Annotated in this window: 12 protein-coding genes; 6 read left to right on the top strand and 6 right to left on the bottom strand. The window is 68.6% G+C overall.

All coding sequences use genetic code 11. The features are described from left to right. Window positions 1-879 carry a carbohydrate ABC transporter permease gene (locus KXR53_RS20100; protein WP_437377045.1) on the bottom strand — a complete coding sequence of 293 codons (879 nt, stop codon included), beginning with the start codon at window positions 877-879 and terminating at the stop codon, window positions 1-3. A 65-nt stretch (window positions 880-944) separates the two neighbouring features. Then, on the bottom strand, window positions 945-2,225 hold the full coding sequence (locus tag KXR53_RS20095) for an ABC transporter substrate-binding protein (RefSeq protein ID WP_437377044.1): 1,281 nt from the start codon (window positions 2,223-2,225) through the stop codon (window positions 945-947). A 288-nt stretch (window positions 2,226-2,513) separates the two neighbouring features. On the opposite strand from KXR53_RS20095, the gene KXR53_RS20090 reads away from it, so the two are divergent. The 3 genes from KXR53_RS20090 (at window position 2,514) to KXR53_RS20080 (ending at window position 5,954) form a co-directional block, all read left to right on the top strand. Next, a complete protein-coding gene (locus KXR53_RS20090; protein WP_437377043.1) occupies window positions 2,514-3,233 on the top strand; it encodes a hypothetical protein in 720 nt (239 codons plus the stop codon). Window positions 3,234-3,517: 284 nt separating this feature from the next. Next, window positions 3,518-4,366, top strand: coding sequence for a hypothetical protein (locus KXR53_RS20085; RefSeq protein ID WP_437377042.1), 849 nt, complete (start codon window positions 3,518-3,520; stop codon window positions 4,364-4,366). Window positions 4,367-4,397: 31 nt separating this feature from the next. Further along, a complete protein-coding gene (locus tag KXR53_RS20080) occupies window positions 4,398-5,954 on the top strand; it encodes an ABC transporter substrate-binding protein (RefSeq protein WP_437377040.1) in 1,557 nt (518 codons plus the stop codon). A gap of 157 nt (window positions 5,955-6,111) precedes the next feature. Here the strand turns inward: KXR53_RS20080 and arfB are convergent, their stop codons facing one another. Further along, window positions 6,112-6,528: an alternative ribosome rescue aminoacyl-tRNA hydrolase ArfB gene (gene arfB, locus KXR53_RS20075; protein WP_437377039.1), complete on the bottom strand. Its 417-nt coding sequence runs from the start codon at window positions 6,526-6,528 to the stop codon at window positions 6,112-6,114. An 80-nt stretch (window positions 6,529-6,608) separates the two neighbouring features. Between arfB and KXR53_RS20070 the strand changes: the two genes are divergently transcribed. From KXR53_RS20070 to KXR53_RS20060, 3 genes are all read left to right on the top strand, one after another. Further along, complete coding sequence (locus KXR53_RS20070) at window positions 6,609-7,517, top strand: LysR family transcriptional regulator (protein ID WP_437377038.1); 909 nt, start codon at window positions 6,609-6,611, stop codon at window positions 7,515-7,517. A gap of 95 nt (window positions 7,518-7,612) precedes the next feature. After that, window positions 7,613-8,347: a gamma-glutamyl-gamma-aminobutyrate hydrolase family protein gene (locus KXR53_RS20065; RefSeq protein ID WP_437377037.1), complete on the top strand. Its 735-nt coding sequence runs from the start codon at window positions 7,613-7,615 to the stop codon at window positions 8,345-8,347. Further along, window positions 8,347-9,237 (top strand): serine hydrolase, encoded by an 891-nt coding sequence (locus tag KXR53_RS20060; protein ID WP_437377036.1) that lies wholly within the window; start codon window positions 8,347-8,349, stop codon window positions 9,235-9,237. Before KXR53_RS20065 ends, KXR53_RS20060 begins: the two co-directional genes overlap by 1 nt. 285 nt (window positions 9,238-9,522) lie before the next feature. On the opposite strand, the gene KXR53_RS20055 is transcribed toward KXR53_RS20060, so the two are convergent. From KXR53_RS20055 to KXR53_RS20045, 3 genes are read right to left on the bottom strand one after another with little or no spacing between them, the layout of a single operon-like run. Then, entirely contained in the window at window positions 9,523-11,175 is a 1,653-nt protein-coding gene (locus KXR53_RS20055) for a dipeptide ABC transporter ATP-binding protein (protein WP_437377035.1), read from the bottom strand. Window position 11,176: 1 nt separating this feature from the next. Then, window positions 11,177-12,052: an ABC transporter permease gene (locus tag KXR53_RS20050; RefSeq protein WP_437377034.1), complete on the bottom strand. Its 876-nt coding sequence runs from the start codon at window positions 12,050-12,052 to the stop codon at window positions 11,177-11,179. Then, window positions 12,052-12,993 carry an ABC transporter permease gene (locus KXR53_RS20045; protein ID WP_437377033.1) on the bottom strand — a complete coding sequence of 314 codons (942 nt, stop codon included), beginning with the start codon at window positions 12,991-12,993 and terminating at the stop codon, window positions 12,052-12,054. Before KXR53_RS20045 ends, KXR53_RS20050 begins: the two co-directional genes overlap by 1 nt. Window positions 12,994-13,003 lie beyond the last annotated feature (10 nt).

The raw sequence follows: 13,003 nt of genomic DNA, 5'->3' as shown, positions 1-13,003 counted from the left end.
TCAGCCACTCTCGAACAGGTCTGAAGGCAGGCTGCGTGTGATTGCAAGGATCATCGCGGCCGAGATTGCCACGACGATGAAGGCGACCGCCGAGCCCGTGCCGAAGTCATACATCGAGAAGCTCTCCTTCCAGATCTGGAAGGAGAGGAGCGTGGTGGCCGTACCGGGACCGCCGCCGGTCATGGCGTAGACAAGGTCGTAGGTCGTGAAAGCCGTCAGAGCATTGTAGATCAAGAGCACGACGATCATCGGCTTGATCTCGGGAAAGATCACGTAGCGGAAACGCTTGACCGGACTGCGGCAATCGATCGCCGCGGCTTCAAGAGTCTCGGGGTTGATGGCCGAGAGCGCCGCCATGACGAGCACCACGGCAAACGGTATCTGCGTCCACACATGTGCCAGCACGACCGAGATCAGCGCGAGCTTCGGCGAGATGAGCCAAGGGATGGAGCCGCTGATCAGGCCTATCGCGCGGAGCGCGCCGTTGAGCACGCCGAAGCTCGGGTGGAATACCCAGATCCACAGCACGGCGCTGATCGCTCCCGGCAGGACCCACGGCAGGAGCACGACTGAGCGGACGATCTGCGAGCCGAAGAACCTGCGCTGAAGGAACAAGGCGGTCAGGGTGCCAAGCACCACCACCAACGGAGCCGCGATGACGCTGAAGATCAGGGAGTTATAAAGTGCGTCGAGGAAATATCCGCTCGTCACGACGCGGACATAGTTGTCGACCCCCACGAACGGCGTGTCCGGAAAGAGCAGGAGCACCGAATGCAGGCTAGTCCAAACGGCATAGGCTATCGGGTAGATGGTCATCAATGCCACCGGCACCAGCGCCGGCAGGAGCCAGGAGGCCGGGAAGCGTCGCGTGGTCCACATTGGGAGATCCGCCAGATCGATAACTGCCAACGCGGCTTTTGTGGCGAGACGAGCTCGTCGCTAACCTAACGACGGGCGAACTGTTCCCGCAGCTGGTTCCAGCGCTCGGCACCGTCCTTCATCACCTGTTCGACAGGTGCTTCGCCCACCATCGCCTTGGCGAGGAGCGGACGGAAATAGGCCGACCATTGCGAGTGCCACTCGGTCCAGGTTCCGGCTCGCGCGGTCGCGACCTGCTGCTTCAACGTTGGCACATCGATCCATTTACCCCATGAGGCGATGACGGCCTGGTCCTCGAACAGTGGAAGCTGCCCGAAACCAAGCCCCTTCTCGGCAGCCCATCGCCTGGCGATCTTGTAGGGCTTGCCGGCCATGAAGTTGATGAACTTCCAAGCGGCTTCGGCGCGTGCCGGATCGGCCGCCGTCTTCGCCGTCACCGCATAGAATTTCGCAAAGCCGAGCGTGGTGTGCGTCTCGCCCGGCATAGGCGCCAGGGCGAACTGGCCTGCAAGCGGCTGGTCGGCCGCGTTGTTCATCGCCGCCAGCACATAGTTGAAGACGACGGTGAAGGCGTGGCGGCCAGTGTTCATCGCCGGGATGATCTTCGACTCATGCGTTTCCGGCTGCACCAGCCCCTTGGAGAATGCGTCGGCGAGCCACTGCAATTGCTTGTAGGCGCCGTTCTCCGGATTGTCGAAAACCGCCCTTTGATCGGCATCGAAGAGTTCCGCGCCACGGCCATAGGCCTGCGCCACGAAGGCGTCGAAGAAGTTCGGGAGCTCCTGGCTGTACTCATAGGAGATCGGATGTTCCATGCCGCCGGCCTTGAGCTTTTCTGCCGCCGCGGTTACTTCCTCCCAGGTCTTGGGCACGGCGATGCCCTTATCCGCAAGGATCTTCTTGTTGTAGATGAAGGAGATCGTGTCGGCGTAATAGGGCAGGCCGTAGAGCTTGCCCTTATAGGTCATGTCACTCAAGGCAAAGCCGGCGATGTCCTTCTTCAGCTCGTCCACCGCACCTGGCGGCGCGATATCGTCCAGGGGCGCTACGAATCCGCCCGCGGCCCAGCCTGGCAACCAATCCTGACCGCAGTAGATGACGTCGGTCGGCGTGCCACCGCGAAAGCGCAGGACGAGGCTGTCGTGATAGTCCGGCCAGGTGTAGTCGGTGATCTTTACCTTGACGCCCGGAGTGGCTGCCTCGAACTGCTTGACATTGTCCTGAATGGTTTCGAGCGAGTAGTTCCAGACCACGAACTCCAGCGTGATGTCCTCGGCCAGGGTCGGCTTCGTCAAGAGCGCGCCCGAAACCAGCGCTGCGGCGGCCAACAGCTTGTGAACTTTCATAGAGACCTCCCTTGCTCACGAGGCGGTCCCTTCGCTTCCCGAAATCGCCGAAGCTCGGCTGCTGTTCGAGCCCACGATGATGCACCTCGTCGTGACGCGTGTCGACGACGACGAGATCTCCGAGATGTGGCAGTCGAATGCCGGCTTTCCGCCTTTTGTGGTCGGCCCGGACGCCTGCCAAAGCACCCGCCCGGGTATAGGCGGATGCCGGCCTCGCGGGTTCGGCGTGGGCGGGGAAAACACGATGTGCAGTTGCGTTAATTCGCGGCCTTGTTCATGATATGTTCCATGGAGATGGCGCAGACCGATGCTGGTTCGGGCGAGGCCCGGCGGTCCGATCCCGACCTGAACTGGACGGGATGGGCGCTGGACAAGCTGCGCGAGGTGGTCGAGGTCGACATCCGCTGCAAGCGGCTGACCGAGCGGCAGCAGCAGGCGGCTCTGGCCGGGCCAGAGGAGCCACCCGACTTCGCGCTGATGCAGTCGCGCCTGTCCCGCTCGATCCGGCTGTCGATCGCGATGGCCGAGCGGATCCGCGGCGACTACCTGCACCGCCGGGCCGAGGGCGAGGAATCGGGGGCGCTGGAGCGCCGCCGCCGGCGGCGGGAGCAGGCGGTGCGGGCGGTGGTCGAGGCGGTCGCGGCCGCCGAGGCTGCGGACCTCGCCATGGCCGGCGAGATCGTCGACCCCGAGGAGACCGAACGCCTGCGGTCCGAGGTGTGGGAGAGGCTGACCGAGGACGAGGGGCTGGACGTGCAGCTCGACACCCTGTCGGCCGGTGAGTTCGTGCGGGAGGTCTGCCGCTGGCTCGGCCGCCGGCTGGATCCGAGCCGGCTGCCGCAGGGCTGGGACGATATCACCAACGCCAATGACAATGCCGGCTCGTCCGGTGCGAGAAGGGACGCCGTCGCCGCAGACGCCGACACCGGAGATGGCTGGCCTTCACAGCCGGACGCGCTCGAAGACGGCCGCCCGCCGTCCATGCCCGCGAAGCTGGACAGCAGCTGAGCGCCGGCGCGGCGCGACCGCGTAGGTTGGGTTCGCCTTGGCGAACCCAACATCTCGCCGCTGCACCCTTGCCTGTTGGGTTCGCTTGCCGCGAACCCTACGAAACCAACCGCTTTCCATTCTTCCCTGCTCTTGCAGGAGAGGAGGGTCTGCGCGTCCGTGTGGGAGGATCTGCGTTTCCACCCCATGAAAGAACCAGAGTCCCGGATGAATCGCATTGATTGTGCTTTTCATGTACTCAAAAACATGTCTCACTTTCGGCGATCAGGAGCGGGGAGGACATGATGGCGCGGCCGCACGGGCATGGCAGGGTGCTGACGTCCAGCGATTTCGGGGCGACCACGGTCTATGCCTGCGGCCTCGACCAGCGCTTCTGCTACTGCGCCTATGTGCCGGAGGACTACGACGAGGACGGCAGCGACCGCTGGCCGCTGGCGGTGATCGTGCACGGCACCGAGCGCGGCATGCAGACCTACCGCGACAGCTTCGCCGACTTCGCCGAGCGCCACGGCGTGATCGTGCTGGCGCCCCTGTTCCCGGTCGGCATCACCGAGCCGGGCGACCTGTCCAGCTACAAGCTGCTGCGCGCCGGCGACCTGCATTACGACGCGATGCTGCTGGCTATGATCGCCGAGACGCAGGCCCGGTACCGGATCGAGGGCGACCGGGTGCTGATGTACGGCTTCTCCGGCGGTGGCCATTTCACCCACCGTTTCCTCTATCTGCATCCGGAACGGCTGCTCGGCGCCTCGATCGGTGCGCCCGGCGTCGTCACCCTGCTCGATTTCGAGCACGACTTCTGGGTCGGGGTACGGAACTTCGAGGCCGTGTTCGGCAAGAAGCTCGACCTCGATGCCATCCGCCGGGTGCCGGTGCACATGGTGATCGGCGGCGACGACACCGAGACCTGGGAAATCACCATCAAGCCGGGCGACGCCTGGTGGATGCCGGGCGCCGACCTTGCCGGGCGCAACCGCCAGGACCGGATGCGGTCGCTGCGCCGCAGCCTGGAGGCGCAGGGGATCGCCGTGCAGCAGGACACGATCCCGGGCATCGGCCATGACGACCGCGAGCTGCTGGGCGCGGTGAAGAACTTCTTCGGGGAGGTGCTGGCGCGGCGAAAAGCGGTCTGAGAGTCACCGACAACGACAAACAGGGGCAGTGATGAAGGCGATGTTCGGCGGGCTTGCGCTCGCCCTGATCCTGGCTGCTGGCGCGGCGGCGCAGGACGCGCCGCGCGACGGCGGCACCATCACCGTGGCGCTGACCGCGGATATCCGCAGCACCGATCCCGGCATCAACCGGGACGGCAACACGGACACCGTGATGCAGCATGTGGTCGAATCCCTGGTCGGCTATCGCGAGGACCTGACCGTCGGCCCGGCCCTGGCGGAATCCTGGACCGTCGCGGATGGTGGGCGGACCTACGACTTCAAGATCAGGCAGGGGGCACTGTTCCACAACGGCAAGCCGGTCACCTCGGCCGAGGCGAAATGGAGCTGGGACCGCCGCTGGGCGACGGAGAGCTGGACCTGCCGGCCGCTCTTCGACGGTTCCGGCGGGCTGAAGGTCGAGGCGGTGGAGACGCCGGACCCGCAGACAATCCGCTTCCGCCTGGCCGCGCCGAACGCCCTGTTCCTGGCGCAGCTCGCCAATTTCCAGTGCTTCGCCAGCGGCACGATCAGCCCCGACAGCCTGAACCCGGACGGCAGCTGGAACACGCCGATCGGCACCGGGCCCTACAAGCTGTCCTCCTGGAAACGGGGCGAGGCGGTGGTGCTGCAGCGCTTCGCCGACTACAGGCCGCTCTCGGAACCGGGCAGCGGCTATGCCGGCGCCCGCATCGCCCATGCCGACACCATCCGCTTCCAGATCGTGCCCGACCCGTCGACGGCGGAGGCGGCGCTGGCCACCGGCGGGATCGACCTGCTGCCCAGCCTGGCGCCGGGGCAGATCGATCAGGTCAAGGCCAATGGCAGCACGGTCGAGACGGCCCAGGGCCTCGGCTGGTCGGTGATCCTGGTCCAGACCGCCGATCCCCTGCTGTCCGACCCGCGCATCCGCCGGGCGATCGCCCACGCAATCGACCTGAAGCAGATCGCCCAGGCCCGCACCTATGGCCTGACGGAAGCCAACCCCTCGGCCGTGGCCCGCAGCAGCACCTTCTTCGACGACGGCTTCCTCGATTGGCCGGCCTACGACCCCGCCAAGGCGCAGGCGCTGCTGCAGGAGGCCGGCTACAAGGGCCAGCCGATCACCATCCAGACCAACAAGCGCTATGACGGCATGTACGACAACGCCGTGCTGGTCCAGGCGATGCTGGCCGCGGCCGGGATCGACGCCCGGCTGGAGGTGCTGGACTGGGCGACGCAGCTCGACAACTACATCGCCGGCAAGTTCCAGCTGCAATCCTTCGCCTTCTCGGCCCGGCTCGATCCGTCGCTGCTCTACGGCATCCTGATCGGCAGCAAGGCTGAGGATCCCGGCAACCAGTGGGACGACCCGAAGGCGACGGAACTCCTCGCCCGGTCGGTCCAGACCGAGGATGCCGCGGCGCGCAAGGAGGCGCTGAAGCGGCTGCACGCGCTGGCGGCGGAGCAGGTGCCGATCATCGGCCTCTACTACGATCCGGCGGTCGACGCGGTCGGTCCGAAGCTGAAGGGATATCGCCCCTGGGCGGCCGACAAGCCGCGGCTCTGGGGCGCCTGGAAGGCGGAGTAGGGGGCCTGACGCTGCCCGTCTCCACCGTCATTGCGAGGAGGCGAAGCCGACGAAGCAATCCAGGGGCCACGCCAAACAGCCCTGGATTGCTTCGCTGCGCTCGCAATGACGAAGGATGGGCAACACAGGCCATGCCACTCGGGACCCGGACAGGACGTCAATCTTCGCCCGGGCTGCCCCGCATCCGCTTGACCGCCGACCGCTTGCTCTTGGCGTCGAGCCGCCGGATCTTGCTGCCCAGCGTCGCCCGCGTCGGCCGACGCTTCTTCGGCGCCACCGCGGCGCGCCGGAACAGATCGACCAGCCGGTCCAGCGCCTCGGCCCGGTTGCGCTCCTGGCTGCGGTGCTCGCGGGCGGTGATCACCAGCACGCCGTCCTTGGTCAGGCGCTGCCCGGCCAGGGCCTCCAGCCGCGCCCGCATCTCTTCCGGCAGCCCGGCCCGGTCGACCGGGTAGCGCAGCTGCACCGCGGTCGCGACCTTGTTGACGTTCTGCCCGCCTGGGCCGGAGGCGAGGATGAAGCTCTCCTCGATGTCGCGCTCGTCGAGCACGATGCGGGCGGTGATGCGGATCATGGCCGGACCCTCGCACGGCCGGGCCGGCTTGTCATGCCCCCGCCGCTGTGCCATGCCGGTTCGGGGAGGATCTAAGCGCGATGACCATCAGGCTGAGGCATATCGAGGCGCTGCAGGCGGTGCAGAAGGCCGGGTCGATCACCGGCGCGGCCGAGCTGCTGAACGTCTCCCAGCCCGCGGTCAGCAAGCTGCTGCGCCATGCCGAGGACCAGCTGGGCCTGCGCCTGTTCGAGCGGGTCAAGGGCAAGCTGGTGCCGACCCGCGAGGCCAAGTTGCTCGAAGTCGAGATCGACCGCACCTTCGCCGGGCTGGAGCGGATCTCCAGCATCGCCGCCAACCTCCGGCGCGGGCGCGAGGGCCATGTCCGCATCGCCTGCCTGCCCAGCCTCGGCTTCGGCTTCATGACCGAGCAGATGGCCCAGTTCCATCGCCGCCACCCCGGCGTCAGCTTCGACCTGCGCACCCACCACACCCGCGAGATCCTGGAGCTGATCGCCACCAACAGCCTCGACCTCGCCATCGCCTATGAGCCGGTGCTGCCGCCGGGCATGCGCAAGACCGCCATCGGCACGTCGCGGCTGGTGCATCTGTCGACCGTGCCGCTCGGGCCCGGCGAGGCGGCCGAGATCACGCTCGACCGGATCGATGTGGAGACGCTGATCGGCGTCGACCCAGACACCTCGATCGGCGCCACCCTGTCCGACGCCTTCGCCCGCGCCGGCATCCGCTACGCCCCGAAGAACCTGATCCAGACCTACTACCTGGCGCTGCCGCTGGTGCGCTACGGCGCCGGCTCGGCCATCGTCGACGAACACACGGCCCAGGCCTGGGCCGTGCCGGACGTCACCGTCCGCGCCATCGTGCCGGAGATCACCCTGCCGATCACGGCGCTGCACCACGAGAACTACCCGCTGTCGCATGCGGCGCATCTGTTCCTCGACCACCTCACCGGCAAGCCGACGCAGCGGACCCGCAGCGCCAGGCGATAACAGGCGATGCAGGTCCTATAACCGGCCGGAATTTGACAGAGACGAGCGGCGCCGGGCATCACGGAAGAACCGCTCCGCTTCCCCGTAGGATGAACATGCCCACCGCCAAGCCCGTCATCGGAGTGACCCTGGATGCCGAGGAGGCGGGCGGCTATTCCTCCTCGCCCTGGTACGCGCTGCGGCAGAACTACTGCGGGTCGCTGGCGGAGTTCGGCGCCGCGCCGCTGGCGCTGCCGCATCTGGTCGATGCGGTCGACCGCTATCTCGACCTCTGCGACGGCATCGTCGTCACCGGCGGCGGCTTCGACGTCGACCCCATGCTCTGGGGCGCCGGTTCGGTGCACGAGACGGTGAAGACCAAGCCGGTGCGCACCCAGTTCGAATGGGCGCTGGTGCGGGGCGCGGTGGCGCGGAACCTGCCGGTGCTCGGCATCTGCGGCGGCGAGCAGCTGCTGGCCGTGGTGCTGGGCGGCACGCTGGTGCAGCACATCCCGGCCGAGATCGACAACGCGCTCGAGCACAGCCCGGAGCGCAAGATCCACGATCCGGCCGGCTGGGTGGCGGCGCATGAAGTCGAGGTCACGCCCGGCACGCTGCTCGCCCGCATCACCGGCGCGGCGCGCTTCGGCGTCAACAGCTCGCACCACCAGGCGGTGAAGGCGGCCGGGCCGGATCTCGTCGTCTCCGGCGTCGCCCCCGACGGGGTGGTGGAGGCGGTGGAGCATCCGGGACAGCGCTTCTGCCTCGGCGTGCAGTGGCACCCGGAGTATCTGCGCAGCGAGGCCGACCGCGCCATCCTTGCGGCCTTCGTCGCCGCCTGCGCCGGCTGATGGGCGACCCCGATATCGGACCGATGCTGGTCCGGGACCTGCTGGAGGAGTTCAAGGGCGAGGTCGGGCCTGAGGATTTCGGCCTGACGGTCCGGCTCTATCCGGGCCGGCTGCGCGATCGCGCGGCAGACCGCTACTCGGACGGGCCGGTCTTCGGCCATCGCGACGAGGTCGCCGTCTATCCGGCCAGCACCTGCAAGAGCTTCTACCTGGTTGCCTTCCAGCACTGGGTCGAAGCCGGCCTGCTGCAGCCGGACGAGGAGGACCTGCGCGCCCTGTCGGCGATGATCCGCCAGTCCAGCAACGACGCCACCACCTACCTGTTCGGCCGCATGACCGGCACCACGCCGGGTGGTCCGCTGCCGGAGCCGGAGATGGCCGTCTGGTGGGACAGGCGCCAGGCGATCCAGCGCTGGTTCGAAAGCTGGGGCTGGCCGGAGTTCGACCGGCTCAGGCTGTGGCACAGCACCTATGAGGACTCGCCCTATGGCCGGGAGAAGGCGGCGCGGGTGCATGGCGGCAACCTGATCGCGCCGCGCGCGGCGGCGGCGCTGCTGCACGGGATCGTCGCCGGGCAGCTGGTCTCGCCCGCGGCCTGCGGCCGGATGATGGATCTGCTCGACCGCGAGCCCGAGCGCGATCCGGAGCGGTTGCCGCCGGGCTATGAGGACCAGGTCCGCGGCTTCCTCGGCGAGACGCTGCCGCGCGATGTCCGGCTGTGGTCGAAGGCCGGCTGGACCAGCGAGACCCGGCACGACATGGCCTATTGGGAGGCCGCCTCCGGCCGCAGCTTGGTCGCTGCGGTCTACACCGTCGGCCGGCACATGGCCCAGAACCGCCGCTTCTTGCCGGCCGTCGGCGCCCGGCTGCAGGCGCTGCTCGATCCCTGATCCACTCCGGCCGGCCACCGTCAGGGGCCTGCGGTCACAGCGAATGCGATGGTCTCTTGCGTTAACTCGCGATTTTCGTTCATGATATGTTCCATGAACAAGGCACAGATCACCCCGGTCTCTGAGATCCTGGCACCATACCAGCGGCCCGAAATCTTGGTCCGTCATGGCGAGCCCCGAAGGGGCGTGGCCATCCAGCAGCACCGGCCTCTGGATGGCCACGTCGCTTCGCTCCTCGCCATGACGAGGAAGGGACCGAAGAGTCGATTTCAAGGGCCACCGGCATCAGGCCTCGGCCGCGGCCGCCAGGGCCACCGGACGGAAGTTGGCGAAGTCCCAGTGCCGGCCCGGCGCCGCCTCGAACAGCTGGCGGGTGTAGGCATCGCGCGGCCGGCGCAGCACCTCGGCCGCCGGCCCGATCTCCACCACCCGGCCCTGGCGCATCACCGCCACCTCGTCGCAGATCTGCGCCGCGACGCGCAGGTCGTGGGTGATGAACAGGATGGCGATGCCGAGCCGCTCCTGGATCTCCTCCAGCAGCGCCAGGACCTGGGCCTGGACGGAGACGTCGAGCGCCGAGACCGCCTCGTCGGCGACCAGCAGGTCCGGCTCCATCGCCAGCGCCCGGGCGATGGCGATGCGCTGGCGCTGGCCGCCGGAGAACTGGTGCGGGAAGCGGTCCAGCGCCGTGGCGTCGAGCCCGACCAGTGGCATCAGCCGCCGCGCCCGCTCCAGCGCCTCGGCGCGCGGCAGGCCGAAATTCATCGGCCCCTCGATCAGGGTGTCGGCGATCCTCAGCCGCGGGTTGAGCGAGCGGTAGGGATCCTGGAACACGATCTGCGCCCGGCGGCGATGCGGCCGTAGCTGTCGGCGCGACAGCCGGGCGACATCGGTGCCGCCGATCCGGATCTCGCCGGCCGAGGGCTCGATCAACCGCATCACGCAGCGCGCCACGGTCGACTTGCCCGAGCCGGACTCTCCGACGATGCCCAGGGTGCGGCCCGGCGCCAGGCGCAGCGACACCCCTTCGGCGGCCGCGACCTCGCGGGTGCGGGCGAGGCCGGAGCGGCTGCGATAGGTCTTGCTCAAGTCCACCGTCTCCAGCACCGCCGGGGCGGCCACCGGGGCGCGCGGTGCCCGCGGCACCAGGCTGGGCACCGCCGCGATCAGCTCGCGGGTATAGGCCTGGGCCGGCCGCCGCAGGATGTCCTGCACGCCGCCGGTCTCGACCAGCCGGCCGCGCCGCATCACCACCACGCGGTCGGCGATCTCCGCCACCACACCCATGTCGTGGGTGATGAACAGCACGGCCGTGCCTTGCTGCTCCTGCAACTCGCGGATCAGGCTCAGGATCTGGCGCTGGGTGGTGACGTCCAGCGCCGTGGTCGGCTCGTCGCAGATCAGGAGGCGCGGCCGCAGCACCAGCGCCATGGCGATAACGATGCGCTGGCGCTGCCCGCCCGACAGCTGGTGCGGATAGGAGGCGAAGATGCGGTCGACCTCCGGCAGATGCACCTGCCGCAGGATCTCCAGGATGCGGGCCCGCCGCTCGGCGGCGCCGAGACCGGTGTGGGTGCGCAGCACCTCCTCGATCTGGCGGCCGACGGTGGCGACCGGGTTCAGCGCCGTCATCGGCTCCTGGAACACCATCGCCATGCTCGTGGCGCGCAGGGAGCGCAGCCGGGCCGGCGAGGCCTGCAGCAGCTCCTCCCCCTCGAGCCGGATCGACCCGCCGGCCGGCTCCAGCGCCCGGCGCGGCAGCAGCCCCATGGTGGCGAGGGCGGTGACCGACTTGCCGGAGCCACTCTCGCCGACGACGCAGACGGTCTCGCCGGCATGGACCTCGAGCGACATGTCCTCGACCACGCGCGGCATGCCGGCCGGGCCGGCGATGCGGACGGCGAGGTTGCGGATCTCCAGGACCGGGGTGTCCGGCATCTCAGCCCCTCTTCGCCATGCGCGGGTCGAGCGCGTCGCGCAGCGCGTCGCCGACCAGGTTGACCGACAGCACGGTCAGCGACACCAGCAGGCCCGGCCACAGGATCAGGGTCGGCTTGACCAGGAAATAGTTGCGGCCCTCGGCGATGATGTTGCCCCAGGTCGGGATCTCCGGGCTCAGCCCCGCGCCGAGAAAGGACAGGATCGATTCCGTCAGGATCGCCGAGGCGCAGACATAGGTGCCCTGGACGATCAGCGCCGGCAGCGTGTTCGGCATCAGGTGCCGCCACAGGATGCGGGGCAGGGAGGTGCCGGCGGCGATCGCGGCCTCGACATAGGGCTCCTCCCGCGCCGACAGCACCACCGACCGCACCAGCCGGACCACGCGCGGGATCTCCGGGATGGTGATGGCGACCAGCACGGTCCACAGCGTGGCGCCGGACAGCGCGACGACGGCGATGGCCAGCAGGATGTTCGGGATCGCCATCAGCCCGTCCATCACCCGCATCACCACCGCGTCGACGGCGCGGAAGAAGCCGGAGACCAGGCCGATGGCGAGGCCGATGGCGACGCTGACCGCGGCGGCGCCGATGCCGACCACCAGCGACACACGGGCGCCGTAGACGATGCGGGAATAGAGGTCGCGGCCATAGGCGTCGGTGCCCAGCCAGTGTTCCCAGGTCGCCGGCTTCAGCCGCAGGGCAGGGGTCATCGCCGCCGGATCCTGGGTGAAGAGCAGCGGCGCGAGCACCGCCCCGAGGACGATCAGGACCAGGGCCAGGGCCGCGATCAGCGTCGGCAGGTTGGCGGTCAGCGCCGCGGCCGCGGCCTGGATCGGGCTGCGCTGCGGCAGGTCGAGGGGAGTGTCGGCGGCCATCAGTAGCGGATCCTGGGGTCGAGCGCGGTGTAGGCGAGGTCGATGACGAGATTGACCGCGACATAGACGAAGGAGGTCAGCAGGATCACCGCCTGGATCACCGGATAGTCGCGCGCCAGCACCGCCTCCACGGTCAGCCGGCCGATGCCGGGCAGGTTGAACACGCTCTCGGTCACCACCACGCCGCTGATCAGGAGGGCGATGCCGATGCCGATCACGGTGACAATCGGCACCGCGGCGTTGCGCAGGGCATGGCGGAACAGCACGGCGCGCTCGCTGATGCCCTTGGCCCGGGCGGTGCGGACATAGTCCTCGCCCAGCACCTCGATCACGCTGGTCCGGGTGATGCGGGCGATCAGCGCGATGTAGACGAGGCTGAGCGTCATCACCGGCAGGATCATGCGCTGCAGGAACGGCCACAGCCCGTCGGCCAGGCTCTTGAAGCCCTGCACCGGCAGCAGCTTCCACTCGATCGCGAACAGCAGGATCCAGAGATAGCCGACGACGAAGACCGGCACCGAGAAGCCCAGCACCGAGACCGACATGGTGATGCGGTCGACCCAGCCGCCCTGGCGCCAGGCGGCGAGGGTGCCCAGCGGCACCGCCACCGCCACGGCGACCAGGATGGTCAGGACGGCCAGGCTCAGGCTCGGCTCCAGGCGCTGGCCGACCATCTGCAGCACCGGTACCTTGGAGATCAGCGACACGCCGAGGTCGCCGTGCAGCAGCCGGCCGATCCAGCCCACGAACTGGGTGGAAAGCGGCTGGTCGAGGCCGAGCGCTGCGCGGATGGCGGCGAGCTGCTCCGGCGTCGCCTGGTCGCCGGCGATGATCGCTGCGGGGTCCCCGGGCGTCAGCCGCAGCAGCAGGAACACCACCAGCGCCACGACCAGGATCACCGGCAGGATGGCGAGGATGCGGCGGGCGAGATAGGTCAGCACGGCGCGCCCG

The organism is Inquilinus limosus (assembly GCF_051487185.1).
In the GTDB taxonomy this organism is placed as follows: Bacteria; Pseudomonadota; Alphaproteobacteria; order DSM-16000; family Inquilinaceae; genus Inquilinus; species Inquilinus limosus_F.
The sequence above is the reverse complement of the archived record's forward strand: the minus strand, read 5'-3'. Positions and strand labels throughout refer to the sequence as shown.

Excerpts from the sequence above, each read along its gene's own strand:
- KXR53_RS20100 (WP_437377045.1), bottom strand. The coding sequence starts at position 879 with ATGTGGACCACGCGACGCTTCCCGGCCTCCTGGCTCCTGCCGGCGCTG.
- KXR53_RS20095 (WP_437377044.1), bottom strand. The coding sequence starts at position 2,225 with ATGAAAGTTCACAAGCTGTTGGCCGCCGCAGCGCTGGTTTCGGGCGCG.
- KXR53_RS20090 (WP_437377043.1), top strand. The coding sequence starts at position 2,514 with ATGGAGATGGCGCAGACCGATGCTGGTTCGGGCGAGGCCCGGCGGTCC.
- KXR53_RS20085 (WP_437377042.1), top strand. The coding sequence starts at position 3,518 with ATGGCGCGGCCGCACGGGCATGGCAGGGTGCTGACGTCCAGCGATTTC.
- KXR53_RS20080 (WP_437377040.1), top strand. The coding sequence starts at position 4,398 with ATGAAGGCGATGTTCGGCGGGCTTGCGCTCGCCCTGATCCTGGCTGCT.
- arfB (WP_437377039.1), bottom strand. The coding sequence starts at position 6,528 with ATGATCCGCATCACCGCCCGCATCGTGCTCGACGAGCGCGACATCGAG.
- KXR53_RS20070 (WP_437377038.1), top strand. The coding sequence starts at position 6,609 with ATGACCATCAGGCTGAGGCATATCGAGGCGCTGCAGGCGGTGCAGAAG.
- KXR53_RS20065 (WP_437377037.1), top strand. The coding sequence starts at position 7,613 with ATGCCCACCGCCAAGCCCGTCATCGGAGTGACCCTGGATGCCGAGGAG.
- KXR53_RS20060 (WP_437377036.1), top strand. The coding sequence starts at position 8,347 with ATGGGCGACCCCGATATCGGACCGATGCTGGTCCGGGACCTGCTGGAG.
- KXR53_RS20055 (WP_437377035.1), bottom strand. The coding sequence starts at position 11,175 with ATGCCGGACACCCCGGTCCTGGAGATCCGCAACCTCGCCGTCCGCATC.
- KXR53_RS20050 (WP_437377034.1), bottom strand. The coding sequence starts at position 12,052 with ATGGCCGCCGACACTCCCCTCGACCTGCCGCAGCGCAGCCCGATCCAG.